This is a genomic window from Acinetobacter sp. YH16031 (assembly GCF_013417335.1).
Taxonomy (GTDB): Bacteria; Pseudomonadota; Gammaproteobacteria; order Pseudomonadales; family Moraxellaceae; genus Acinetobacter.
In genome coordinates this window covers 42,321-68,294 of record NZ_VPED01000015.1, presented here as the reverse complement: position 1 = coordinate 68,294, position 25,974 = coordinate 42,321, and the positions used below count along the sequence as shown (strand labels likewise).

The window sequence follows — 25,974 nt, the reverse complement described above, 5'->3', positions numbered from 1 at the left end:
GTTTACATTCCAAAAATACATTTTTAACCTTAGATCTTATTTTAGAGCAATAAAAAAAGCCCCCGAAGAGGCTTTTTTTCAAGTTACAGGATTAGTCACCTGTATAACCTTTAAGTTTTAAACGCGCTGCATGTAGAAGCGGCTCTGTATAACCTGATGGCTGTTCACCACCTTTGAAAATCAGATCAGAAGCAGCCTGGAATGCAATGCTGTTGTCAAAGTCAGCAGCCATTGGCTTATACAGTGGATCATTCGCATTTTGCTCATCCACAATTTTCGCCATGCGTTGCATTACTTCTTCAACCTGTTCACGCGTTACGATCCCGTGACGTAACCAGTTTGCAACGTGCTGAGAAGAAATACGTAAAGTTGCACGGTCTTCCATCAAGCCCACATCATTGATGTCTGGAACTTTAGAACAACCTACACCCAGATCAACCCAACGAACGACATAACCCAAGATACCTTGACAGTTATTTTCCAGTTCTTTTAGTTTCTCTTCTTCAGACCAGTTAGTATCAGTTGCAAGAGGTGGAGTTAACAAATCATCTAAAGGCAATGCTTCAGTTGCAAGCAATTCTTGCTGACGGTTCGCTACATTAATTTGATGATAGTGAATCGCGTGAATCACTGCACCTGTTGGAGACGGAACCCATGCACAGCTTGCGCCTGCTTCAGGATGTTCAGTCTTGGTTTTGTACATGTCTAACAGCATGTCTGGTTTTGGCCACATGCCTTTACCAATCTGTGCTTTACCACGTAGACCCGTTTGCAGACCTACCATCACGTTACGGTTCTCGTAAGCTGGGAACCATTTTTGGCCTTTGATTTCCCCCTTACGAACGAATGGACCTGCTTCCATGAAAGTATGGATTTCATCACCTGTACGGTCCATGAAACCGGTGTTAATGAAAATAGTACGGTCTTTCGCCTGAGCAATACAGTTTTTCAGGTTAACCGAAGTACGACGCTCTTCATCCATGATACCGATTTTCAGGGTTTTAGCAGGTAAGCCAAGCGCCTGTTCAGCACGCTCAAACAATTCTACTGCAAATGCAACTTCTTCTGGACCGTGCATTTTTGGCTTAACGATGTACATAGAACCGGTACGTGAGTTCTTGATCGTGTTCTCACCACGGATATCAGCTACAGAAAGCAATGGAGTGACTAATGCATCCATAATGCCTTCATAAATTTCTTCGCCATCTACAAGGATCGCCGGGTTTGTCATCAAGTGACCAACGTTACGAAGCAGCATCAATGAACGACCATGAACCTTGGTCTCACCGCCTTCAACATTTTTGAAGGTGCGGTCAGCATTTAGTTTACGGGTAATGGTCTTGCCATTTTTCTCGATAGACTCTTCAAGCGTACCTTTCATCAAGCCTAACCAGTTACGGTAGCCTTCAACTTTTTCTTCAGCATCAACTGCTGCAACAGAGTCTTCCAAGTCTTGAATCGTCGTTACAGCCGCTTCAAGCACAACATCTTTCACGCCAGCTGCATCTGTCTGTCCAATTGGGCTGTTTGCATCAATCTGGATGATTGCGTGCAGGCCGTTATTTTTCAGTACGATTTCAGTTGGTGCAGAAGCTTCGCCATTGTAACCAACGAATTTAGAGCTATCCGCAACAGTTGTGGTAGAGCCGTCTTTCAGCGTTACAACCAGGGCATTACCTTCAACTGCATATTTGGTTACATCAGCATGTGAACCTTGTGCCAGCGGGAATGTTTCATTTAAGAAGTTTTTCGCGAATGCGATAACTTTTTCACCACGTTTCGGGTTATAGCCTTTACCTTTTTCAGCACCATCTTCTTCAGAGATCACGTCAAAGCCGTATAAAGCGTCGTATAAAGAACCCCAGCGTGCATTCGCTGCGTTCAGGCAGTAACGTGCATTACGTACTGGAACTACCAGCTGTGGGCCAGCCAATAGTGCAATCTCTTCGTCTACATTTTCAGTGCTGATCTGGAAATCTTCTACTTCTGGTAATAAGTAGCCAATTTCAGTCAAGAAAGCTTTGTAAGCTTGTAATTCAAATGTGTTATTGCGATGCCATTCATCAATTTTAGCTTGAATATCATCACGCTTAGCCAAAAGTGCTTTGTTTTTAGGGCTAAGATCAACAACGACTTGTTCAAAGTTTTTCCAGTATGTTTCGCTGTCCAAACCAGAACCTGGTAATGCTTCATTTTCGATAAAATCGTAAAGTTCTTTAGCAATCGCTAACTTGCCTTTTTGAATACGTGCAGTCATTGTCTTTCCTGATATTGCTACTTTTTATACAAGAGATTCTAGTATACCGATTAAAATCTAGCTGAATAGTACTATCACACCGTAAAATAATGAGCATTTTTCCAATAAGAATACCCTCATATCCTTATTAAATGATGTCTCACACGATGCAATATCATCCTGCTAAATACCCTCATGACAGTGTATAAAGTTTTTGAAATGTAGGAATTAGACTTAAGTTCAGATTTTTGAATAAAAGTTGTCCGTTCTTTTTATACAAGGTCATATTTAGATCAAGATTAAGCCATGTTTGGCTGAGCTTGTCGATCTTTGACGCAATGAAATGCATAAAAAAGCGCCGGTCATGACCAGCGCTTGTTGTATTTATTCAGGCTCGCTTGAAGCTATTTTCTCGATCTGACGATGTTCAGAATGCAGATATTCATCTGATTGCATCTCCAGCAAACGTGAACGAGTCCGTTCAATTTCAAAAGCCAGTCGCTCACCTTTATAAAGATCAACGATATTATCTTCCGAAGTTAGCAGCAATTTGACTCCACGGTCATAAAATTCATCAACCAGATAAATGAAACGGCGTGTGGCATCATTCAGGAAATCGGTTAAATGCGGCACATTGCTGACCAATACCGTATTGTAGATATTCGCAATTTCAATGAAGTCAGCCGGACTACGCGGTTTTAGGCATAGTTCAGAGAACTCACACCACAACACATCTTCAGTATGTGCCACAGTTTCAACAATGCGGTTATTGATGATGATTGGCTCTTGAGAAGAGGTTTGGGTTTGAGTCAGTGCGGTATAGCGATGTGCCAACCAGTTTTTATTGTCGTGCGTTAGTGGATATTTGAATAATTGCGCCTGTTTTAAGACACGTAAACGGTAATCCACACCGGCATCGACATTCAGAATGACACAGTTTTTCTTGACCATTTCAATGGTTGGCAGAAAACGGTCACGGTGAATCCCGTTTTTATATAAACCATCTGGCGCAATGTTCGAAGTCGCTACTAGCGTAATGCCACGTTCAAACAGCTTCTGGAACAGATCACTCAGGATCATGGCATCGGTGACGTTAGATACAAAAAATTCATCAAAGCAGATCACCACAGCATCTTTATAAATCTGATCCGCTACCAGATCCAACGGATTGCGCTGGCCTGAAAGCTTGTTTAACTCACGATGCACATGCTGCATAAAGTGGTGAAAGTGCATACGGGTTTTACGGCGAAATGGAATCGACTCATAAAACTGATCCATGAGCCAGGTCTTGCCACGACCTACTCCACCCCACATGTATACACCTTTTGGCGAAGTCTGACGACGGAAACGGCGAAAGGCCTTCTTAGAAGCTTTAAAACGCTGAATTAATTCCAGCCAGGTACGATTCAGCTCATGTACTGCCATGGCCTGTGCATCATCAGGCATAAACTGTCCTGAAGACAAAGCCTGTGCATAACGTTCTGCAGGAGAGATCGGACTAAAAGCGGTGCTGTGCTGTGAATTAAAATCGGACATAGGTTTCGTACTATTCAGGATCTATTTAATTATAGCGGAGTTTAGAACGCACACTATAACACTTTGGCATTAACTAACTTAGGCTATTTTATATATTGCCGAGGACTTTGCCCAAACCAGCGCTTAAAGGCATGGTTAAAAGCAGCCGGTTCGGAATAACCCAATAACTCTGCAATCATTTCAATCGAATACTGTTTATATTCAATGAGTCGCAAAGCTTTATCTTTAATAATCTCTTCGCGAATCTGTTTATAACTGGTATCGAACTGCTGTAATTGATGGCGTAAAGTACGTTCTGGAATATTCAGAGCTTGAGCCGTTTCAGCCATACTCGGCATCAAACCGGTTTGCAGCTCCAGATAATCCTGTACTCGCTGTACCACAGTCGGGACATCCGCATCTTCCGCCAGACGTTCCAGTTCAGCCAGACACTTTGCTTCATACACTGCAAAGGTCTCCGCATCTGCTGAAGGAATCCGGATATCCAGAATAGCCTCATCAAACCAGAATGCAGCTCTTGCAGCATCAAACTGTACCTGTGTTCCATAATAATCATGATAGATTTTCTGGGTAGCAGGTTGTTCCGGTGCGGCGAAAGGCAGTTCAATCTGCAGGTCAGGTTTGGACAAACCCATCATCTTGTAGATATCGCGAATAAACTTGAATGTACCTGAAATCTCAGCTTGCGCGACCAGCATTCCCAGATGATCTTCCGTTTTCTTGGGATAATAGCAAAGCGCACTGCGGTACTCACTTTGCTCCAGTCCCAACTGACCGGTAAGATGCGTCAATTGCTGAAAACGAATTACCTGATGCATCGCATCCCGTACGGTTGGACTGGTCACCAGCAACATCAACAAAGGCCCGTAACCTGCCAATGCATAATGCTGGCCGATCAATAAACCCTGTTCTGGCTGGATATCCTGACCTACCACCTTGAGCACATCATATTCCACGCTTGGGTGAATAATTGAAGTCGGATCAAGCGCATCAACACGCAAGCCGATATTTTGCAGTTTTTGATCGACCTCTATGCCAGCCTTGCGCATGCCCTGGATCAGATACATCAGACTGAGAACAGAACGTTTCATAACCATACAAATACAATGTGATAGCTCTAGTTGTACTATAAAAATAAACCGTCGGCTATTGCCGTTTAGATCAATTTTATATCTAATAGCCAGTTAATAAATCAAGATAATTATCCATTATTAAAATAAGCAAGGAATGCGAAGATGCTGGACAATACAAGCCTTAACCATAATCATCCTTATACCAAAGTGGCCATTATCGGTGCCGGTTTTGGCGGGATAGCGATGGCAATACGTTTGCAGCAGCAAGGCATCCATGATTTTATTATTTTAGAAAAACATAGCGATTTTGGTGGAACCTGGCGCGATAATCAGTATCCGGGAGCGGCCTGTGATGTACAATCACATATGTATTCCCTTTCCTTTGCACCCAAAACTGACTGGTCAAAACGCTATGCCGAAGCACCGGAAATTTTTAGCTATATTCAAGATTTAGTCAGTGATTATAATCTTCGGGCTTTTGCTCGGCTGAATACCGAAGTACGCGGTGTTCATTACCAGCAAGACCGATGCTTATGGCAGATCCATCTGCAGGATCAAAGCATTCTGGAAGCCCAGTTTGTAGTATTTGCCTCTGGCCCTTTACATGTTCCTCAAATTCCCCATATTACGGGCATTGAAAAATTTAAGGGTAAAATCTTTCACTCTTCTCACTGGGATCATCATTATGATCTCAAGAGGAAAAATGTCGCATCGATTGGGACAGGTGGCAGTGCAATTCAATATATCCCTGAAATTGCACCCGAATGCAAACAGCTCTATGTCTTGCAACGCACTGCGGCTTGGGTCATTCCACGGGATGAACGCCTATATCATAACTTGGAAAAAAAGCTGTTTTCCAAATATGAATGGTTCCGCAAGTTACACCGGATTCGTCTGTACTGGTCCAATGAATCGCGTGTGGTGCCTATCGTAAAACCAAATGTCATGAAATATGCTCAGAAACTGGCTGAAGCTTATATTCGCTATCAGGTCAAGGACAAGGAAACTGCCAAGAAGTTAACTCCAGACTACATCATGGGCTGTAAACGGATTCTGGTGTCTAATCAATATTTCCCTACCTTTAACCGTAAGAATGTGGAACTGGTTACTGAAGGCATTTGTGAAGTGACCGAAAACAGTATTATTACAGCAGATGGTAAAGAACGTCCGATTGACTGCCTGATCTACGGTACCGGATTTATTACTGATCCAAGAATTTATCTGAAAAATTTTGACTGCACTGGCCTGAATGGCATTCACTTAAATGATGTCTGGAAAGATGGTGCCGAAAGCTATTATGGGATCTGTGTTAAAGGTTTTCCGAACCTGTTCCAGTTATTAGGACCGAATACTGTGCTGGCACATAACTCAGTGCTTTTTATGATTGAAGCCCAAGTAAGTTATATCCTGCAAATGATCGCCCTAGTGGATCAATCACATAGTGATGCGATTGTGGTCAAAGATCAGGTACAGGAAAAATTCAACCAGGATGTCCAACATATGCTGGACAATACGGTCTGGCAATCTGGCTGCGTTAGCTGGTATCAGCAGGAAGGTGGGAAAAATTTTGCCTTATGGCCTACCTATACCTGGAAATACTGGCTCAAAACCAAAACCCTTAATGCAGCAGATTATTATTTTTTAAATAAAGCCAGTTAAAAGCCCTTCACATTCATAGTGCTAGCGATGGCATAATAAAGACTGATTTATCATACTTTTTTATTATGCAATCGCTTTGGTTAGTATCCCAGCTTCTGGTCTGTTTAGTGCTTGGTTTTGTTTTTGCGAAACGGCTTCCTGCTCCCCTCACAAAAATCTGCTTTAAGGTTCTTCCGTATTTTAGTTATATTTTGCTGATTGCCATCGCTTTTGAGTTTTCTGAACTTTTAGCGGAATTACCTCATCCTGCTCAGATTCTAAATACCTCTATTACAATTGCTTTTCTCACCTCTATTGGGGCATTTGGCTGTTGTTATCTGCTCTTTAAATGGGCAGATTTCCAGCCTTCTTCTGGACGGGTATCCACTGAGCTAGTGATTAAATCACTGGTCAATATCAGTTATGCGTTCTTTGCCTTAGCCGCTGGATACTTGCTGCATTATAGTTCCACTCAAATAGGGCTTTCTGTTCAGATCAGCACTTGGCATTTATTACTGGTCTTTATGTTTCTAATTGGACTGGATCTCGCCTACTCACCACTTGATCGCTCATGGTTGAACTGGAAAATCCTGCTGGTTCCGGCAGGTTGTATTGCTGGTTCATGCGTGGCAGCAATTGCCTATTCTTTCTGGAATCCAGATATTCATTTAAAAGACCTGATTATGTTGTCGCAAGGTTATGGTTTTTATTCCATGTCGGGTGTTGTCGTCACAGAACTGAAAAATGCAGAACTGGGCAGTATTGCCCTGATGAATGACTTGTTTCGGGAAATTTTTGCGATTTTACTGATGTATTGTGCCGGCTGGCGTTACCCAAGATCAGCAATTTCTGCTGCAGGGGCGACTGCGATGGATGTGACTTTACCCATGGTCAAACAGGCCTGTGGCAATGATTTTATTCCACATGCCATGGTGAGCGGTTTTATTTTATCTGTATTGGCGCCAGTAGCGGTAAGTGTGTTGGCGGTGATTTAAAAATCCCTCCCGACCTCCCTTTAAAAAAGGGAGGAGAAGTCCCCCTTTCATAAAGGGGGATTTAGGGGGATTCAATTAGAAATAAAAATAAACTGCGGAATATTAAAAATTCATATCCGCCCTACCCAATGAATCCACTACTGTCTCCATCATTTCTGAAGCGAGTTCTACAATATCTATGCTATCAAGGCCTGACATCCAGTCCCATGAACCCGACTGTGCCTGTTGTTTATATTTTTCCTGCTGTTCAAACTGATCTGCTATTTTTTCCATCTCCAGCCTTTGTTCTAGCATCTTTTGTTCTGGTGTCTTTATTATTCTCATTTGAAATTCCTTTTTATTTTTATACAGCTTTTCTCAATGTATAAAAAAAGCCTTTCATATGAAAGGCTTTTTATCGGGTAGCCGGAATTACAATGTTGCCAGAATATCTTTTAGGGTTTGACGAGGATTTTCAGACTTGGTAATTGGTCGACCAATCACCAGATGTGTTGATCCGTCCAGCATTGCCTGCTTTGGTGTCACAATACGTTTTTGATCGTCTGCATTTGAACCTTCAGGACGAATCCCAGGAGTGACCAGTGCAAAGTCTTGTCCAATGGTTTCACGCAGCATTTTCGCTTCTTGTGCGGAACAGACCACCCCATCCAGGCCACTGTCTTTAGTCAGTTGAGCCAGACGTTTTACATGTTCATTAGGCTCGATATCCAAGCCAATATCTTTCAGGTCTTCACGTCCCATTGAAGTCAGCACAGTTACCGCAATGAGTTGAGTCTTATAGTTACCTGCTTTTAAACGCTCAATACAGGTCTCCATCATTTTACGACCACCTGAAGCGTGGACATTGACCATCCACACGCCCAAGTCTGCCGCAGCACATACCGCTTGTGCAGTAGTATTCGGAATATCATGGAACTTCAGATCTAAAAACACGTCAAAACCTTTGTCTTGAAGTGCTTTTACAATGATAGGACCTTCATGAGTAAATAACTCTTTGCCCACCTTTACTCGACATAAAGCGGGATCGAGCTGCTCTGTAATCGTTAAGGCATCAAATTGACTTTTAGCATCCAGTGCAACGATGATACTCATGAGAAGACCCTTCAAATTGACAAAATTAAACCATTATACGGACTAGCCCTATAACAACCAAGAATATTTTCGCAAAAATGATTTTTTGATTCAAATTAAGTCATTTATTTATATAATTTTTATATATTTCTTCTAAATATAATTTAGCAATAAAAAACGCCTTAGAAGCTAAGCTAAAAGGCGTTTAATCAAAACAGGCGAAGTAAAAAAATCAGTAGATTACTTCGACTTCTCATTTTTGTCTAAAGCGGTGCCGATGGCCTGTCATTAGAATTAATATCTAATACTGTTTTCTCATGTCGTGTATGAGCCGCCGCTTCTGCTGCCATCATCTTGGCAGTATTCAACTGTTCCTTACGTAGATGCTCAATATCTTTACGTAGTCGTTTAATTTCCCAATTGCTCTGAAAAACGCGGAAAACCTGCACACCGAGTAACAAGCCAACCACTATTCCTAAGGAAAGAGTCAAAAGGAGCAATAACCCTAAACGCATTGCAGGAACTTGAGTAAATAACAAGTCCACTGAGACCTCAGTCCCGTTTTGCAACACTAAAGCTAATGAATAGCCAAAGACGAGCAATAAAAGAATGACCAGAACGTAACGCATGAACACCCCGTAAATATCTTGTTTATTTGTTTGCAGATTCGTTTACTGCATCACGAAGTGCTTTACCTGGCTTAAAGTGTGGAACAGCTTTTGCTGCAACTTCAACAGATTTACCAGTTTTAGGATTACGACCCACGCGAGGCTCACGATGATGCAATGCAAAGCTGCCAAACCCGCGAATCTCAATACGGTTATCAGATGATAAAGCTTCAATCATTTGATCAATCATAATTTTCACTGCTTCTTCCACTAAAGGTTCAGCCAAATGCGGATTCTTTAGCGCGATGCGCTCTATTAAGTCAGACTTATTAAGTGCTTCAGTAGTCATCTGCGACCTCTTTAATTATCAAGCTACTCGGGATCTATTTTCCGATAATAACCTGTTTAAATACAAAACGGTAGCGCAATAATTAAATACTACGCTACCGTTTACAGTATTTGTGTAAAAAGTATTACTTAACTTACATTAACAATACAATTCACCATCTACTCTTAGTGATTCATTTGCGCTTTGATCAAGTCACCAATAGTTTTAGGACCATTGTCTTGACCAGCAGCAGCTGTTTTCAGGTTCGCAACAGCTTCTTTCTCTTCAGCTTCGTCTTTCGCTTTGATAGACAAGTTGATAGAGCGAGATTTACGATCTACATTGATGATCTTAGCTTCAACTTCTTGACCAACTTCTAGGAATTTAGTCGCATCTTCAACGCGGTCGCGGTTGATTTCAGATGCTTTAAGAGTTGCTTCAACTTCATCAGCTAACTTAACAGTAGCGCCTTTAGCGTCAACTGCAGTTACAGTACCTTTAACAAGTGCACCGCGTTCGTTAGCAGCTAAGAAATCGTTGAACGGATCGCTGTTCAATTGTTTGATACCAAGGCTGATACGGTTGCCTTCAGCATCTACAGACAGGATAACTGCTTCAACAGTGTCACCTTTCTTGTAACGACGGATAGCTTCTTCGCCTTGTTCGTTCCAAGAGATGTCAGACAAGTGAACTAGACCATCGATACCGCCTGGTAGACCGATGAAGATACCGAAGTCAGTGATTGACTTGATAGTACCTGAAACTTTTTCACCTTTGTCGTGGTTCTTAGCAAACTCTTCCCATGGGTTAGCACGAGTTTGTTTAATACCAAGAGAAATACGACGACGCTCTTCGTCTACTTCAAGAACCATAACATCAACTTCGTCACCGATCTGAACTACTTTAGATGGGTGGATGTTTTTGTTAGTGTGGTCCATTTCTGAAACGTGTACTAAGCCTTCAACGCCTTCAGCGATTTCTGCGAAACAGCCGTAGTCAGTCAGGTTAGTTACGCGAGCTTTAACGATAGAACCTTTAGGGTAACGGCTCATGATCGCTAACCATGGATCTTCGCCTAATTGTTTAAGGCCTAAAGATACGCGGTTACGTTCGCGGTCGAATTTAAGTACTTTAACAGTAACTTCTTGACCCACTTCAACAACTTCTGAAGGGTGCTTGATGCGTTTCCAAGCCATGTCAGTGATGTGAAGAAGACCGTCGATACCGCCAAGGTCGACGAATGCACCGTAGTCAGTAAGGTTTTTGATAGTACCAGTAACTGTTTGACCTTCTTCAAGCTGAGCAAGAAGCGCTTCACGGTCAGCTGAAGATTCAGCTTCCATAACAGCACGACGTGAAACAACAACGTTGTTACGTTTAGCGTCAAGTTTGATTACTTTGAATTCTAACTCTTTGCCTTCCAAGTGAGTAGTATCACGGATAGGACGAGTATCAACTAAAGAACCTGGAAGGAACGCACGAACTGGACCGATGTCAACAGTGAAACCGCCTTTAACTTTACCAGAGATAACACCAGTAACGATTTCGCCGTCTTCAAAGATTTTTTCAAGTTTAGTCCAAGTCTCAGCGCGTTTAGCTTTTTCGCGAGAAAGAACTGTTTGACCCATACCGTTGTCAAGTGCTTCAACAACTACGTCTACAGTGTCGCCAACTTGAACTTCAAGTTCGCGCTGTTCATTTAAGAACTCAGCACGGTCAACAACGCCTTCAGATTTAAGGCCAGTGTCAACAGTTACCCAATCAGAGTCGATGCTTACTACAACGCCTTGGATGACTGCACCCTTTTCAACGTTGAGGTTTAATTCGCTTTCTTCAAAGAGGGCTGCAAAAGATTCGGTCATGATATATCCGATAAAGTCAGCGGTCTTGGATCAGACAAGGCCGGTTTAATTAAGCATCTACATAGTCCATATAAAACTGATCAAGCTATGCGTCTGCTGAAATAATAGGGTTATTGAGCTAATTGCTGATCCACATATGTGGTCATCAGCTTGAATACTTCATCGATATTCAGATCTGAACTGTCGATGATGTACGCATCAGCAGCAGGTTTGAGCGGAGCAACAGTGCGTTCCATATCTCGTTTATCCCGCGCTTCGATATTAGCTAAAATGTCGTTTATTTTAACATCCAGCCCCATACCCTGCAACTGCTTTACACGTCTTTGCGCACGGGATTCAGCCGAAGCTGTCAAATAAATCTTGGCTTGTGCATCTGGGAAGATACTGGTCGCCATATCGCGGCCATCTGCCACTAGACCAGGAGCTTGAGCAAAAGCATGTTGACGGGCCACCAGAGCAGTTCTAAGTTCAGGAATTGCAGCAACTTTTGAAGCATACTCACCGACACGTTCAGTACGGATGGTTTGCGACACATCTTCACCATTCAGCCATACCTGAACACCTGATTCAGTACTGACAAATTGGATGTCCAAATTTGTTGCAATTTGTACGCATTCAGCCAGTTTAGTATCTAGTTCATCGAGTAAATTATAGTGATGCAATGACAGTCCCAATAAACGATACAAAGCCCCTGAATCCAGTAAATGAAACTGGTAATGTGCTGCAAGTTTTGCAGCCAGTGTGCCTTTGCCAGATCCACTTGGACCATCAATGGTAATAATTTGAACTGTCATTACTTTCCCGTTATTTATACAGATTTTGCAAGTTTTGCGAGGCCTAGTTTAATCCCTGTCTTGAGCTGTGCAAGAATTAATTTACTGACAAATGGAAGACGTGCCTGCAATTCTATCGTATAAGTCACCAGACTTTTGTTATCGTCCAATGCTTCAAACTCAATAATACCCAAATGATGTTTAATCAAAGGATTCTTTACGATCTTGTATTCAATACGGGAGTTCGGCTCTAGCAAGGTAATTTGCTCTTTTAGCGGCTTGACTGGACCAAAACCCATGCTACGCACAGAACCCACACCATCTGGGCGTTCAGGGTCTGCCGAATCCTTAATCCGTTCCACCTGCATTGGCGCAAAAGCCACGTTATAAGCATCGTGTTTAGACAGTAATTCAAAAACCTTATCAATCGCTGCTGGGAATTCTTTTTTTACCTGAATCGCATTTTTCATTTTTCTTTTTCCTGAAAATAAATGATTTTAAAGTGAGCAAAGTTTAACGAATTAGATTCGATTTATTTATGAGCATTCAGTAATTTTTCTTGCAATTTCAGCTGGCGTTTTTGTTCACGACGCAACTTGAAAAATGCACTCAACTGCTCAGCACACTGCTGCTGCATACAGCCCGAGTCAAATAGAAATACATGATTATAGTAGCCAGTCTCAAAAAGCTTGCGTGCACTCACCAAAGAACCTGCTTTGGGCTCATTTGTACCAAAAACGACCCGTGAAATACGCGAATGCACCAATGCACCTACACACATGGTGCACGGTTCCAGAGTTACATAGAGGACGGCATCTTCAGGCAGGCGGTAGTTTTGCAGGTTCTGACAAGCTTCACGTAATGCTACGATTTCAGCATGGGCAGTCGGATCATTTAAAGAAATAGGCGCATTGTAGCCACGGCCAATGACCTGATTTTGGCTGACAATCACGGCACCCACAGGAATTTCACCCTGCTCAGCAGCAAGTGCAGCCTGCTCATAAGCAAGCTGCATCCAATATTCATCGGTAAATTGTGTTTCGGACATTCAGACTTAAATCACATCATAGTGCTTGAGTAGCTCATTCCAGCTTTCAATGGTGGTTACCGGTGGATTCTGAGACAGAATGCCTTTCAGGCTTAAATTACTACCCTTTTGCCATTCTGGAGACAGATCTTTATCAACCAGTCGTGCACGTACACCTTCAACAAAATCAGGATGACGGATTTTCCAGTCTGAAATCTGGGTTTCCAGTTCAAAAATTTCATTCCATGAATGAACCTGTTTACCCCATTGCCATAATAACCAGCTTAAAGCAGCGGTTGCAGGAGAACCTTTTTGCAGGTTTTCGCTGGCCTGACGTAACCAGTCACTACGCGCATCACTCAAACCAATAATTGATTCATAATCGTGCTCGAAGTTTACGCCACGACATACACTGTGGATTACATCCAGTGAGTTTTGCAGAGGACCCGGGCCTACCGGACGGTGCATGCTGTTCAAGGTGTCATCAATCGCACGGAAATCCCCAGCTGGATAATGTTCCCAGTCTATATTTACGACCTTATCTAATACTGAATCACGCTGTGCATCACAGATATGAGTCGCCCAGCCAATACCGTAAGCACCCGCAGCAGTCATAATGGAACCCGTTAAACCTGTAAACAGGCCAATCGCTCCACGGTCTGCCAGGAAGCGGGTCGCACCCACATCTGGATATAAACCAATATTAATCTCAGGCATGGCCAGACGTGAATACGGCGTCACCAAACGGAATGGAGCCGCCATAAACAGGCCTAAACCACCACCCATAACATAACCTTCACCCCACACCAATACCGGCTTGGCATAGTTATGTAGTAATAAATCTAACGCATATTCCTGTTCAAAAAACTTATTGGCCGTTGCCACTTCATCATTAATTACTAACTGACGCAGCTTACGCACATCGCCACCAGCACAAAATGCTTTAGGCGTAGTTGAATCTAACCAGATCGCTTTTACGCTGTCATCTGCATGAAAGTCCTGAAAAACTTCCAGTAGTGCAGAAACCAGAGATTCATCTAAAGCGTGTAATGATTTTGGACGATTCAGGCGAACAATGCGCCAGCCATTATTGGCTTGTTCAACAATCAGGTCCGGATGGTAAGGTTTAGTTACAGGAGAATAAGTCATGCGTCCAGCTGCCAATCTATAGGCTCAATGCCATGTTGTTTGAGATAATTATTCGTTTTCGAAAAAACTTTACAACCAAAAAAACCACCCCGGTTTGCTGACAAAGGCGAAGGATGTGCTGCCTTTAAGACCAGGTGTTTATTTTGATCAATGCGCTGTCCTTTACGCTGTGCGTATGCGCCCCAAAGAATAAAAACGATATGTTCACGTTGTTCATTCAATACATCAATGACGTGATCTGTGAATTCTTCCCAGCCACGTTTCTGATGTGAAGTTGGCTGTGCTGCCTCTACAGTCAGTACAGCGTTGAGCAGAAGTACACCCTGTTCCGCCCAATGAGTTAAATCACCATGTTTAGGGATTTTTACGCCTAAATCATTATGTAACTCATGAAAAATATTACGTAAAGATGGAGGTAATGCAACCCCTTTTTGCACCGAGAAGCTTAAACCATGCGCCTGATTCGGGCCATGATAAGGGTCCTGACCAATGATGACCACTTTGACTCGGTCTAATGGCGTTGTATTCAAAGCATTAAAAATCAGGTGATTCGGTGGATAAATCACCTTGTCTGCTTTTTTTTCTTCAATTAAAAACGTTTTTAACGCATCCATTTTTGGACTCAATAAAAACTCACTGAGTCCATATTTCCAGCTGTCATCTAACTGAACTTTATTCAGTTTCGCAATTTGCTGTTCATTTAAAGACATGCTTCAATCCTAAATCTATGTCAGTCTGCGTTTATATTTGAATTTTTAAGGCTGGACTTGCAGTTCCACAGCCGGGTTATGAAATGGAAGACCCTGTTTCAGTTTCGCAAACATCTCTGGATCTGTCCACTCTGCCCGCACCTGCTCCGAGAATTCAATCTGTTCCAGGCTAAGTGGACCCATCTGTTCATTCTGGATATCTTCCAAGAAGCTTTGCGCATAGCCGGTATCAGTTTCATGAACAATCACAGAATAAACTTCAACATCCCCTTCACCATTCTGAGTAATGGTGGATGCCAATACCTGCTGAGCCAAGAAGAAGAAAATACGTGAAAACTGTTCTGCAGACGGTGAAACCGGCAAAGATACCCAGCGTGCACTAAAGTTTTTACATGCCTGAATATATTCAGGATCATCTTTTTGCCAGAAGCAGATCGCATGATCAAAAGAATCAAAGAAATCCTTAATCACCCCTTTGAGCAGACCAAAATCATATACCATCTGGCCATGATCCAACTTCGACGCTTTCAGCAATAACTCAACTTTATAACTATGACCATGGATCGAACGTTTACAGCGATCCGAGGTGCAGTTACGCACAATATGAGCATTTTCAAACTTAAATAACTTACGAATTAACATATGCCGTAATGTCGTCAAAAAATAGGTGAATTAATTTCAATTATAAAGCAAAAGTAAACCTATGAGGATTAATTTTGCAGTTCGTCATGATAGGGAAAAGGGATTGAAGCAAAAACAGATTAAATCCCAAGAAATGAGATTATTTAAAATTAGCGGAATTTTAAAAAGGCGCCATGCTTCGATAGGCAACATAAACCTTCTTGTCCTGCCGCACCAGATCACTACTAAACTGACGTTTACGTTCACTCAGCATCACTTCGATACGTGCTTTAAAGTGATTGGATTGCACTCCAAGCAGGTTATTAAACAGGTTATGTTTGGCTGCATCCACCTGAGCAAAGGGTTCTAGTGTCCAAAGATCAGCTACATTGGAAAAATATTCCAGATTTGCCTGACGGCGATCCAGCAATTGCTGCACGGCATTCACATCCAGCTTTTCATCCATGCTCGCCAAAAGAAATGCAGATGCGGTATTAATATTGACCGTAGTATCTGCTACAGGCGCAGTACTTAGATAAGGTGCGATTAATTTGTACTTGTTTTCTTCAAAGCCTCGTATCAGTTTCAGCTCTTCAACGCTATGAAATTTGGTATTCGGAGGCAGAGAACCATTCGGCAAGCCCTGATAATGATTAGATTCTGCACCCATTGGGCCACTTGGCATTTCATCTTCATCCTGCCAGTCGATCACGGCTTCACTCAACTGCTCTGGCAATCCAGCACGTTTTAATATCAGCTCGAACCAGGCTTTAGCATTTTCATTCACTGTGCCTTCTGCTGTAATCAGGCTATTTAAATTAAACTTACCTGACTCATCTTGCAGTATTCCCGAAACATAACCATCTTCAACCGGAAAAGCCGGCATTGGCTGCGCCCAGGTTTCATTTAAATGATCAACTTCTGCTGCATTCTCTGCGTCATCCACCAGCAATTCAGAAAAAAACGCTTCAGCACTTTTGGCATACATCAAAGACTGGTTTTGTCGCATTAAATAAGCGGTACTTTCAGCAGTTGCGGCCTGACGTTTAGCAATAGTCGCAGCCAAAATAGTTGCAAGCGCCACCATCACTAGAATGGTAATCAGAGCAATTCCCTTCTGCTGTTTGATCATCATTGCTTTGTTCATCTGCATTTTATTATTCTTTGTCAGGTTAACTTTTGGGTTTCAAGCAGGAAATCTGTATTCAATAAACTGAAAATCCACTCATAACTAACCCCATTAACCATTAAGTTGATTTTAATGCCTTTGGGCAGACGCTGTTTTTGCTCAACCTGATTTAAATCAAAAGATGAGTCTGGCCATTGGGTCATTTCATTCGGATTAAGCACTACGATCTGAAACTGTTCAACATCGGACAACAGCACACTGGATTCAGGTTGATCACGACCGGTCTGGTTTAAATTCCGGTATTTCAGGCGATATAGTTTTTGTTCATCTGCCCGGTACTGATATTCAACCCGTTCATCTGGAGAAATCCCCTCTTCCAGAGGATCGGTAACTCCAGTCTTACTAAAGTTAAAACGCCCGTTTTGCAAAACCAGTGCCGGCTGAATATCCCCATTAATATTGGCCGTTAAAGGCACCGCCTGTACCGTATCACGCAAAATCTGCTGATAAGTATCTTGCAACTGACTTAAGCGCTGTTCATGCACTGCATTACGGTCTTTGGTTTGCACAATATAATCAAATACTTTCCAGCCTAGAGCAGAGAGTACGGCGAAAATAGCAATAGCAACCAGCAGTTCGACCAGCGTAAATCCCTTAGACTTCATGGCGCTTCATTCATCCGGTGATTAAAGAACATTAAGCTGCTAATTCCATTTTCTGCCTGACCGGTTTCAGTGTTGACCAGACTCACCTGTAATTCAATGCGTTGTACATTAGGACTTACAGTAGGCTCACTGCGCTTATCGATTTGCCAGGTTTCGCCCTGTTGAGTGAGTTGTTTAGATTCCGTACCAGTAAGCCACTGCTGATTAATTTCCATCAGTGCCGCTTCATTCAAGGCAACAAACTGGGCTTGGGTTCTCAAAATGGCATTCGAAGTCGATTGGGTATATTGCATAGCAACTTTAGTCAGGGTCATGGCTGCTGTGGCAAAGATCGCCAGCGCGACCATCACTTCCAGCAAGGTAAATCCTGAGGCACGATTAAGTCGAGTAATCCTCGATCTGAGCGGCATTATCGCGCAAAAAAGTCCGAAAGCTGTGCTTGAGGAGCCGCGATGAGTGAAACGCTGTTTCACCGCTGCGCAAGACGAAGAGCTATACTCGGATTGCGCACGATCAGCATTTGACTTAAACGGCTTGATTACATCAGCTTCGGCACTCTGCTTGAAAACCCTAGCTTTCATGGACTTTACCCAAGTGATCAATTTCAATCGGATTGCCCACTACACGATCTTCCAGATAGAACTGGATTCTGACCGGTTTAACTTCACCATTGCCTAACCAGATCAGCTTGGGTGCATTGGCTTCAGTAAGATCCCGATTTTGGGCATTATTATAATGCTGCTCTAAAGACTGAATCCGGAAAGAGACCTGCTCTGGCAAATTACGCAGATTAAACTCCGCATAGCTTTGCCATTTCTGCTGATTTAAAGTGGGTTCTGCTGGATTAAGGGCGCGATATTCCACGACCTCGTAGCGAAATGGTGAAACATCAGTGGCAGCCTGAACATCAAGCGCAAGAATACGAGACTGATCATTGGATTCCCGCAAGATTCTTTGCAAATCCAGTAACAGGACTTCCCGCGCCTGCATTGCCTTGCGCTGATCTACCCCACTAATATTGAGCACGACCAGTGACGCCATAATACTCATAATCACAATCACCACCATCACTTCGATTAGAGTGAATCCACGAACGGAAGCGTGATGTGATCTGATCATAGGCAACTCTTAGGCGAACTGCTCGGCAGGATGGATCTGTTTCGGTAAAGCTAGCGCTTGATCAATGAGGGCAACACGCAAGGTATCGCGTGAACCAAGATAGCGCTGATAGAAACTGGAGTTAAGAATAGCAGCTGCACCATGGGTCATCGACCAGATCGATGCCAGATAATCACGCACCGACATGCTGCTATTGATTGAAGCCAGATAGCTTTCAGTCATACGGATAATCAGACGTAAGCGCTGTTTGCGCACCTGATAAAGTTCGCTAAACAGATGTTGGATACCCACACCCGTTGTCGACAAACGCTCTTCAATCTGATGGAACAAGACAGTACGTTCAGGGTGATGCAGATGGTGCAGCATAAAGAAAGCCAGATGTTCAGGAAAAGCCTTGTCACTATCCTGAATCATTTCCAGCAACATGCGCTCATTACGAATAATCAGCAACATGTACAATTCATCCTTACTCTGGAAATGCTTGTAAAGAGTGCCTTTGGCCAGATCCAGTTCTGCTGCCAGTGCATCCAGGGTCATCCCGGCTTCACCATTTTCTAGCAGTAACTGTTCTGCAACTTGAAAAATCAAGGTTTCTCTTGCTCGAAACTGAGCCTGACGATCCATCTTCACCCTATAACTCTCTTGTACTCTTATCTAACTTTATTTACTTTGAATTCAGAAGATTCTCAAAGTTCTGCTTTGTGATATAAGCCATTTCTTCTAGCGACTTATCATATACATCGCAAAGCGCTTTGGCTACATAAGGAACGTATTTTGGTTCATTAGATTTGCCGCGATATGGCATTGGAGCAAGGTAAGGACTGTCCGTTTCGATTAAAACGCGATCAAGTGGAACCTGTTTGGCAACGTCACGCAAATCCTGGGCATTTTTAAAAGAAACAATACCGGAGAAAGACACATAATAACCGCAGTCTAAAACAGCTTTAGCGGTTTCCCAATCTTCGGTAAAACAGTGCAAAATGCCATGAGTAGATTTCTCTGCACGGATAATATCAACCGTGTCGTGCTTGGCAGAACGGGTATGCACGACGACAGGTTTTTTCACGATTTGTGAGGCATGGATATGACGGGCAAAACAGTCTTTTTGCTCGGCAATAAAATCGGTGCTGTGATAATAATCGAGCCCCGTTTCACCCAGCGCCCAGACTTTTTCTGGCTGTGCCAGTTCAACCAGATATTCAGTGGTCGCACGCGCCATTGTCGCCGCATCTTCGCAAGGATGTACACCAACGGTATAACCAACATCAGGATGACGGGCCGCGATTTTAGCCAACTCGATATGATCATCCAGATCCACCGAGATACTCATAAACTTGGATACGCCTGCTTCACGGGCCTGAGCGAGCGCCTGATCCAGATCACCGTTATAAGGTGTTAAATCGAGCAGCGTTAAATGGCAATGAGTATCTACAAACACAATGAGTTCCTACCGAAGGTAAATTAACTACATAGTGTAACTTTTACGTCCATCAGATTTAAGACCCGCAACCAGACGATCTGCTTCATTTTTGAAGAAAACGCCTTTTTCACCGGTGAGCTGAATCCCAAAACCTTGTGGCTTGATGCCATTCTGCTTTTGAGATATCCAGATTACTTTTCCGGTTAATGGAATTTTCTGCGTCTGTTCAGGTAAAGTCGTCAAAACAAAAACTTCTTCACCTAATTTTACTGGCTGCTTGGAAGGAATAAAAAGTCCACCACCTACAACATATGGCATATAACTGGCAAATAACGTTTCAATATCCGGAATATTGGCCTGAATAATACCGCCCATACGTGGTTGCATCTTGTTTTCCCCTTAAGCTAAAGATTCATCAGCTTGATACACAATTCATCGAGCACCAAATTACTTTGTACGTTCTGCTCTAGATATTGCTTGGCTCGCTGAAAATCCTCATAAATTTTAAAAAGTATTTCCAATGAATATTGTTCGGCCAATACATTAAAGTCCAGATCAATGTTTTTTACGGCCTGATTTAGCTTGACACAAATTAAATCGGACAACAAGTATTCAAACATTTGACTAAATTCACCAAAACTTAGGCTTTTATTCCATTTGGTCGCAATTGCCATTGGCATATTTTTTTGAATAACCAATTTTTTCCAGTCTTCCATGAATTCCTGACGTAGTGGTAGCCATGAACTTTGTGCAACCTCAATCGCTTGCAAAGGCATTTGATTGGATAAATTCATCAATAACTGCTGCTGGCTCGAACCTGCTTCAGGTAACTGTGCCTCTACATATTCACTGAATTGCGCTGATGAAATCCGGTCTAAGGCAAAATGCTGTAAACGACTGCGGATAGTTGCAGGTAATTTCAGATAATGGTCCGCAAGCAGAATAATGACAATATTTTCACCCGGTTCTTCCAGAGTTTTCAGCAAGGCATTGGAAGAGGCAATATTTAATGCTTCAGCGGGTTCAATGACAATGACGCGCCAGCCATCAACGGTCTGCTGTACAAAAGGAAGAAGATCACGGATTTTTTCAATTTTAATTTTGGCATTCTGTTTTTTATTGTCTTCATCAGTGCTGATATAGACGTAATTCGGATGGGTATCCGCTTTCAGCCACTGACAGCTACCACACTCACCGCATGGCCCATCAGGCTGACGGTTCAGGCATAAAACCCAGGCCAGAAACTGCTGGGCAAAGGCTTCTTTACCACAGCCTTTTTTTCCATAGAACAATAAACCATGCCCAAGCTTAGGAAAACGCCCGGTTAGCGTTTCCCAAACCTGTTGCTGCCATGGATAAATCTGTGCATTGACATCAAGCGGCATGGAGAATTCTCAAATTAAGCAAAAGAAGATGGATCCATCTGGTTTAAGCGATCCAGATCTTCCTGCGTATCGACACCTGGCGGTAAATTGGCTTCTGCCACAGCAATGGCAATACGGTGACTATTTTCCAGTACACGTAACTGTTCTAAAGATTCCAGTTTTTCCAGCACACCCATTTCCCAGGTTACATATTCCTGTAGCAGTTTCACACGGTAAGCATATAAGCCCAAATGGCGATAAGCCTGATCATGCAGTTTTTGTTCAGTCAGCTTGGCACCATCACGGTCATAAGGAATCGTAGCACGACTAAAATACAATGCCTGATTTTGCTTAGACATCACAACCTTAACGATACTGTCACGCTTGAATTCCTCTAAATGATGAATTGGCTCACACAGAGTCGACATTGAGCAAGCCGGTTGATCTTCTAAAAGTTGCGCCACCTGTTTAACTAACTGGGCTGGCAATAAAGGTTCATCACCCTGCACATTCACGATAATGTCATCACTTGCCCAGCCCTTGATTCGAGCGACTTCACTCAAACGATCCGTACCTGAGGGATGATCTGCTGAAGTCAGAACCACATCAACGCCTTCAGCACGGCAAACTTCTGCAATACGCTCATCATCTGTCGCCACACACAGGTCATCAAAGCCTTGTACTTTTTTAGCCTGATCCACGACACGCAGAATCATCGGACGACCATGGATTTCCAGCAAAGGTTTACCCGGCAAACGTGAACTGGAGAAGCGTGCAGGAATAACTATATGTTTCATCGTAAATAAACCTTAGGAAATAGAAATACCCTGTTGCTCTAATTGCTGCTGCAATATTGTATAACAGGCAGGTGACAAGACTGCATCGACCGGCACCACCCAGATATCCCGCTGATAATCTGGATACTGTTTGAGTAATGCCATAATTTTAACTGCATCTTTTTCAGTAGTAATGATCGGACTATTGTCATCGAATTGCAGATCTTCAATTTCATAATCATGATGATCTGGAAATTCATGACACTGAAATTGCTGCAGCCCCAGATGTTCTAGTGTTTGATAAAAACGCTGTGGAAAACCGATGCCGACTACTGCATAGAAAGCCGCAGTTGGATCAAAGCTTTTGATAACATCCTGATTTAATAAATACGGCTGAGAGGCTGCAAGATGCATATGCAAAGGCGAAACTGGATTTGCTGCATGTTCAATCACGGTACCTTTTTCCAACCGGGTAACGGGTTCACGCAGATAACCTTCTGGTAAAAGTTTCTGGTTGCCCAAGCCTCGGTTATTATCCAGCACAATCCATTCAATCTGACGATTTAAAGCCCAGTGCTGCAAACCGTCATCACAAATAATTAAATCCAGTGCATGCTTTTCTAGCAGAAGCTCAATGCTCTTTTGACGATTTGGCCCTACAGCCATCGGCACACCAGTCGCTTGGACAATTAAGGCTGGTTCATCACCTACCACTTCAGGCAAGGTATTTAAATCTACATAAGCAGGAAAAGGACCTTTACCACCATAACCTCGACTGATTACACCAATCCGTAGGCCTTTTTCAGTGAGGTAATCCACCAGATGAATCAGTAAAGGTGTTTTACCACTCCCACCTACGGTAATATTTCCAATCACCATTACTGGAATAGGTGCGGTATAGCTTTTTTTAATCCCTTTACGGTAAAGCCAGTGGTTACTGACAAAACCCAAGCGGTAAAGCCAGGACAAAGGACGCAGCACAACCAGCCACTTTGCCTGTGTATTCCAAGCATCCTGAATGATCTGTGCCAAAGCCATGAATTAATGTTCCTCGAAATTACGTTGGTGCAGCTGATAATAAGCACCTTGGCGTGCAATCAGCTCAGCATGATTACCCTGCTCGATAATACGACCTTGATCCATCACTACAATGCGGTCGGCATTTTCAATTGTTGATAGACGGTGGGCAATCACAATCGTAGTCCGATCTCGCATCGCCTGATCAAAGGCACGCTGAATAAAGTATTCAGACTCATTATCCAGCGCACTAGTCGCTTCATCCAGAATCAGAATCGGAGCATTTTTCAAAATGGCACGGGCAATCGCAATACGCTGACGCTGACCACCTGACAGATTCAGACCCTGAGCACCCAGTGGCGTATCATAACCTTGTGGCAAGGCCATAATGAAATCATGCGCATAGGCGGCTTTTGCTGCTGCAATGATTTCTTCATCACTCGCATTTTCTAGCTGGCCATAAGCAATATTTTCACGAACAGTACGGTTAAACAGCACTACCTGCTGGTTTACCATCGCGATCTGGGTACGTAAAGCAGTCAACTCATAATCAGCAATCGGTTTTTGATCCAGCAAAATTTGCCCGGATGTAGCTTCCTGATAACGTACCAACAGATTCACCAGAGAAGTTTTACCTGCTCCTGAACGCCCGACTAATGCTACAGTCTCGCCCGCTTTCACTTTCAGGTTAAAGTCATGAATCGCATGATGACCATCGCCATAAACCAGATTGACATCTTTAAATTGAATATTGCCTTTTAAGGCATCATTGAGTTTGCCGGCATTATGCTCTTCAGGCATATCTAGCAATTCAAACACAGAATGTGCGGCCGCCATACCACGCTGAATTTTTTCATTTACATCAGTTAATGTCTTGATTGGGCGTGCCAACATGCCTGCAGCTGTAATATAAGCAACAAATTCACCGGCAGTAGTATCTCCCAGAATTTGTGGGCGCAATGCAATATACATCACAATACTGAGTGAAACTGACATGATCAGCTGTACCACTGGACTGTTCAGCTGCTGTACTGCCACCATTTTCAAGCCACGGCGCAGGTTTTCCAAAGAATTCTGTTTAAAGCGTTCCTGCTCATAAATCTGACCACCAAAACCTTTGACAATCAGATTGGCATTTACAGTTTCCTGAACAACATGGTTCACATCACCCATAGTGTCCTGAACCTGTTGTGATAGCTTGCGCATCCGTTTTGAAGCTTTACTGATCACAAAACCAATCACGGGTCCAAAGATCAGAATACACATAGTTAAACGCCAGTTGGTATATAAAAGATATCCCAACAAGGCAATTGTGATCAGACCTTGCTGAATGATCGTTCTAAGTGCTTCAGTTGAGGCTGCGGTGAGCTGCTCAACGTTATACATAATTTTGGCCGTAATATGACCGCTGGTATTGTCCAGAAAATATTGCGCAGGCAAACGCAATATTTTGGCAAAGACTTCCTGACGAATATTAAATACCAGATTACGGGAGATGACCGCCGTATAATACCCACCGAGGAATAGACCTAAGCCCCGGAAGAACATCAGTACTACCACTAAGAATGGGAAAAGTAAGGTGAAACCCTGGTCTCTGTTTTGTATCGCCTCAATGATATATTCCAGTAATTTGGCTACAGAAACTTCTGTGGCCGCATTAATAGAAAAACCAAGCAGGACAATTAAGGCTGTGCCCCAAAATGGTTTTAAATAGCTTAAAAGGCGAAGATAGACCTTAAAATCGTGCTTCACTAATAACCTCGAGTTGGTACTTTCGTACTGATGTTGACATTGACAAAGCCAAGTTGCCCTGCAACGTCCATGACACGAATAACATCCTGATGTGTCGCTTTTGCATCAGCGGCAATGACAAACATTAAATCACGACGTTCATTCGAAATCTGTTTAATTGCCGTATTTAAATCTGCTGCGTCCTTACTGGCAATAGACTGACCATTTACGGCATAGTGACCATTGGCATCCACAATCACTTCAATTTTCTGGTCAAAATTCTTTGGCGGTACACCTTGCGCATCTGGAAGCGTCAGGTTCATCCGGCTCATCTGGTTAAACGTGGTTGAAAGCAGCAGAAAGACCAAAATAAATAGCAGGCAATCAATCATGGGTGTCAGATTGATATGTACATCTTCCACCTGGTTACGTTTAAATTTCATGCCCCTGCTCCTAGCTTGCTTTCTTGATGCGTTCTTCTACATCATCTGAAGCATTTAAATAGAACAGGTTGGCATGAAATAACGTTGCTTGCTGTTCAAGTTCCGCCACATATTCCTGAACCAGACGCTGGAAATAACGATGTGCAAATAAAGCAGGAATAGCAATCAGCATACCCGCTGCTGTCGTGATCAGTGCTTTAGAAATACCAGGCATCATTAAAACTGGGTCACTACTAGTACCGACATCAATCATTAAAAATGATTCAATAATTCCAATCACTGTACCGAGCAAACCGAGTAGAGGTGCTACTGCACTCAAAGTACCCAGAAAATTAATATTCTTTTCCAGATAGCCAATTTCCTGTGAAGCTACCACTTCCATCTGGGCACGAGCATATTGCTCAGACTGGTGACACGCTTCAAAACCAGCAGTAAATACACGACCCAAAGTACTGTTTTTCAAAGCTGAACTTTGTTGCAGCTTTTGCATAGCTTGGTCTGCATTTTGTGCAGGACCCATCAGAAGTGAGTTGGGCAGTACCAGACTCTTTTTTAAACGAATGAAGCGCTCGACCGAGATCGCTAGCATAAATATCGAACACAATACCAGCGGCAGCATCAACCAGCCGCCTGCTTTAACCAATTCCCACATCTGATTTATTCCCCAATAAAAACAAATTTTA

At 42.9% G+C, this 25,974-nt stretch carries 29 protein-coding genes; 2 read left to right on the top strand and 27 right to left on the bottom strand.

Annotated features, from left to right (window positions below; genetic code table 11):
* Positions 1-91: 91 nt before the first annotated feature.
* The 3 genes from FTV31_RS08585 to FTV31_RS08575 form a co-directional block, all read right to left on the bottom strand.
* Positions 92-2,257 carry a malate synthase G gene (locus FTV31_RS08585; RefSeq protein ID WP_180014285.1) on the bottom strand — a complete coding sequence of 722 codons (2,166 nt, stop codon included), beginning with the start codon at positions 2,255-2,257 and terminating at the stop codon, positions 92-94.
* A 363-nt stretch (positions 2,258-2,620) separates the two neighbouring features.
* On the bottom strand, positions 2,621-3,772 hold the full coding sequence (gene zapE / locus FTV31_RS08580; RefSeq protein ID WP_166135048.1) for a cell division protein ZapE: 1,152 nt from the start codon (positions 3,770-3,772) through the stop codon (positions 2,621-2,623).
* A gap of 83 nt (positions 3,773-3,855) precedes the next feature.
* The gene (locus FTV31_RS08575; protein ID WP_180014283.1) at positions 3,856-4,863 is read right to left on the bottom strand and encodes an AraC family transcriptional regulator; all 1,008 of its coding nucleotides are present in this window, start codon (positions 4,861-4,863) and stop codon (positions 3,856-3,858) included.
* A 144-nt stretch (positions 4,864-5,007) separates the two neighbouring features.
* Here FTV31_RS08575 and FTV31_RS08570 point away from each other — a divergent pair, with 144 nt between their 5' ends.
* Together FTV31_RS08570 and FTV31_RS08565 are read left to right on the top strand one after the other, a co-directional pair.
* Positions 5,008-6,504: an NAD(P)/FAD-dependent oxidoreductase gene (locus FTV31_RS08570; protein ID WP_180014281.1), complete on the top strand. Its 1,497-nt coding sequence runs from the start codon at positions 5,008-5,010 to the stop codon at positions 6,502-6,504.
* A 65-nt stretch (positions 6,505-6,569) separates the two neighbouring features.
* Positions 6,570-7,478 (top strand): lysine exporter LysO family protein, encoded by a 909-nt coding sequence (locus tag FTV31_RS08565; RefSeq protein WP_180014279.1) that lies wholly within the window; start codon positions 6,570-6,572, stop codon positions 7,476-7,478.
* Positions 7,479-7,580: 102 nt separating this feature from the next.
* Here the strand turns inward: FTV31_RS08565 and FTV31_RS08560 are convergent, their stop codons facing one another.
* The 24 genes from FTV31_RS08560 to FTV31_RS08445 form a co-directional block, all read right to left on the bottom strand.
* Entirely contained in the window at positions 7,581-7,802 is a 222-nt protein-coding gene (locus tag FTV31_RS08560) for a hypothetical protein (protein WP_125279018.1), read from the bottom strand.
* Between the two features lie 87 nt (positions 7,803-7,889).
* On the bottom strand, positions 7,890-8,570 hold the full coding sequence (gene pyrF, locus FTV31_RS08555; protein ID WP_373686981.1) for an orotidine-5'-phosphate decarboxylase: 681 nt from the start codon (positions 8,568-8,570) through the stop codon (positions 7,890-7,892).
* Positions 8,571-8,812: 242 nt separating this feature from the next.
* Positions 8,813-9,178 (bottom strand): lipopolysaccharide assembly protein LapA domain-containing protein, encoded by a 366-nt coding sequence (locus FTV31_RS08550; RefSeq protein ID WP_005236124.1) that lies wholly within the window; start codon positions 9,176-9,178, stop codon positions 8,813-8,815.
* A 22-nt stretch (positions 9,179-9,200) separates the two neighbouring features.
* Entirely contained in the window at positions 9,201-9,506 is a 306-nt protein-coding gene (locus tag FTV31_RS08545) for an integration host factor subunit beta (RefSeq protein WP_005097312.1), read from the bottom strand.
* A 164-nt stretch (positions 9,507-9,670) separates the two neighbouring features.
* The gene (rpsA, locus tag FTV31_RS08540; protein ID WP_004783987.1) at positions 9,671-11,347 is read right to left on the bottom strand and encodes a 30S ribosomal protein S1; all 1,677 of its coding nucleotides are present in this window, start codon (positions 11,345-11,347) and stop codon (positions 9,671-9,673) included.
* Between the two features lie 110 nt (positions 11,348-11,457).
* Entirely contained in the window at positions 11,458-12,141 is a 684-nt protein-coding gene (cmk, locus tag FTV31_RS08535) for a (d)CMP kinase (protein WP_180014275.1), read from the bottom strand.
* A 14-nt stretch (positions 12,142-12,155) separates the two neighbouring features.
* Complete coding sequence (locus tag FTV31_RS08530) at positions 12,156-12,590, bottom strand: SRPBCC family protein (RefSeq protein WP_180014273.1); 435 nt, start codon at positions 12,588-12,590, stop codon at positions 12,156-12,158.
* A gap of 62 nt (positions 12,591-12,652) precedes the next feature.
* Positions 12,653-13,168: a tRNA adenosine(34) deaminase TadA gene (gene tadA, locus FTV31_RS08525; protein WP_180014271.1), complete on the bottom strand. Its 516-nt coding sequence runs from the start codon at positions 13,166-13,168 to the stop codon at positions 12,653-12,655.
* A gap of 6 nt (positions 13,169-13,174) precedes the next feature.
* Complete coding sequence (locus tag FTV31_RS08520) at positions 13,175-14,296, bottom strand: enoyl-CoA hydratase/isomerase family protein (protein ID WP_180014269.1); 1,122 nt, start codon at positions 14,294-14,296, stop codon at positions 13,175-13,177.
* Positions 14,293-15,006 (bottom strand): uracil-DNA glycosylase, encoded by a 714-nt coding sequence (ung, locus tag FTV31_RS08515; protein WP_004783992.1) that lies wholly within the window; start codon positions 15,004-15,006, stop codon positions 14,293-14,295. The genes FTV31_RS08520 and ung overlap by 4 nt, the downstream gene beginning before the upstream one ends.
* A 45-nt stretch (positions 15,007-15,051) precedes the next feature.
* Entirely contained in the window at positions 15,052-15,648 is a 597-nt protein-coding gene (locus tag FTV31_RS08510; RefSeq protein WP_180014267.1) for a 6-carboxytetrahydropterin synthase, read from the bottom strand.
* A gap of 160 nt (positions 15,649-15,808) precedes the next feature.
* Positions 15,809-16,780 (bottom strand): type II secretion system minor pseudopilin GspK, encoded by a 972-nt coding sequence (gene gspK, locus FTV31_RS08505; protein WP_180014265.1) that lies wholly within the window; start codon positions 16,778-16,780, stop codon positions 15,809-15,811.
* Between the two features lie 14 nt (positions 16,781-16,794).
* The gene (gene gspJ, locus FTV31_RS08500; protein ID WP_180014263.1) at positions 16,795-17,421 is read right to left on the bottom strand and encodes a type II secretion system minor pseudopilin GspJ; all 627 of its coding nucleotides are present in this window, start codon (positions 17,419-17,421) and stop codon (positions 16,795-16,797) included.
* Positions 17,418-18,002: a type II secretion system minor pseudopilin GspI gene (gene gspI, locus FTV31_RS08495; RefSeq protein WP_180014261.1), complete on the bottom strand. Its 585-nt coding sequence runs from the start codon at positions 18,000-18,002 to the stop codon at positions 17,418-17,420. Before gspI ends, gspJ begins: the two co-directional genes overlap by 4 nt.
* Complete coding sequence (locus FTV31_RS08490; protein WP_180014259.1) at positions 17,992-18,540, bottom strand: type II secretion system protein; 549 nt, start codon at positions 18,538-18,540, stop codon at positions 17,992-17,994. The genes gspI and FTV31_RS08490 overlap by 11 nt, the downstream gene beginning before the upstream one ends.
* Positions 18,541-18,549: 9 nt before the next feature.
* A complete protein-coding gene (locus tag FTV31_RS08485) occupies positions 18,550-19,164 on the bottom strand; it encodes a TetR/AcrR family transcriptional regulator (protein ID WP_180014257.1) in 615 nt (204 codons plus the stop codon).
* Between the two features lie 40 nt (positions 19,165-19,204).
* The gene (locus tag FTV31_RS08480) at positions 19,205-19,978 is read right to left on the bottom strand and encodes a TatD family hydrolase (protein WP_004783999.1); all 774 of its coding nucleotides are present in this window, start codon (positions 19,976-19,978) and stop codon (positions 19,205-19,207) included.
* A gap of 27 nt (positions 19,979-20,005) precedes the next feature.
* Positions 20,006-20,347, bottom strand: a complete 342-nt coding sequence (locus FTV31_RS08475) for a PilZ domain-containing protein (RefSeq protein ID WP_005236142.1) — start codon at positions 20,345-20,347, stop codon at positions 20,006-20,008.
* A gap of 17 nt (positions 20,348-20,364) precedes the next feature.
* A complete protein-coding gene (locus FTV31_RS08470) occupies positions 20,365-21,345 on the bottom strand; it encodes a DNA polymerase III subunit delta' C-terminal domain-containing protein (RefSeq protein WP_180014255.1) in 981 nt (326 codons plus the stop codon).
* Positions 21,346-21,359: 14 nt separating this feature from the next.
* On the bottom strand, positions 21,360-22,121 hold the full coding sequence (gene kdsB / locus FTV31_RS08465) for a 3-deoxy-manno-octulosonate cytidylyltransferase (protein WP_180014253.1): 762 nt from the start codon (positions 22,119-22,121) through the stop codon (positions 21,360-21,362).
* Positions 22,122-22,133: 12 nt separating this feature from the next.
* Positions 22,134-23,138, bottom strand: a complete 1,005-nt coding sequence (gene lpxK / locus FTV31_RS08460) for a tetraacyldisaccharide 4'-kinase (protein ID WP_125279030.1) — start codon at positions 23,136-23,138, stop codon at positions 22,134-22,136.
* Positions 23,139-23,141: 3 nt separating this feature from the next.
* Positions 23,142-24,869 carry a lipid A export permease/ATP-binding protein MsbA gene (gene msbA, locus FTV31_RS08455; protein WP_180014251.1) on the bottom strand — a complete coding sequence of 576 codons (1,728 nt, stop codon included), beginning with the start codon at positions 24,867-24,869 and terminating at the stop codon, positions 23,142-23,144.
* The gene (locus tag FTV31_RS08450; RefSeq protein ID WP_004784014.1) at positions 24,869-25,291 is read right to left on the bottom strand and encodes a biopolymer transporter ExbD; all 423 of its coding nucleotides are present in this window, start codon (positions 25,289-25,291) and stop codon (positions 24,869-24,871) included. Before FTV31_RS08450 ends, msbA begins: the two co-directional genes overlap by 1 nt.
* 10 nt (positions 25,292-25,301) lie before the next feature.
* Positions 25,302-25,943 (bottom strand): MotA/TolQ/ExbB proton channel family protein, encoded by a 642-nt coding sequence (locus tag FTV31_RS08445; protein WP_180014249.1) that lies wholly within the window; start codon positions 25,941-25,943, stop codon positions 25,302-25,304.
* Between the last annotated feature and the right edge of the window lie 31 nt (positions 25,944-25,974).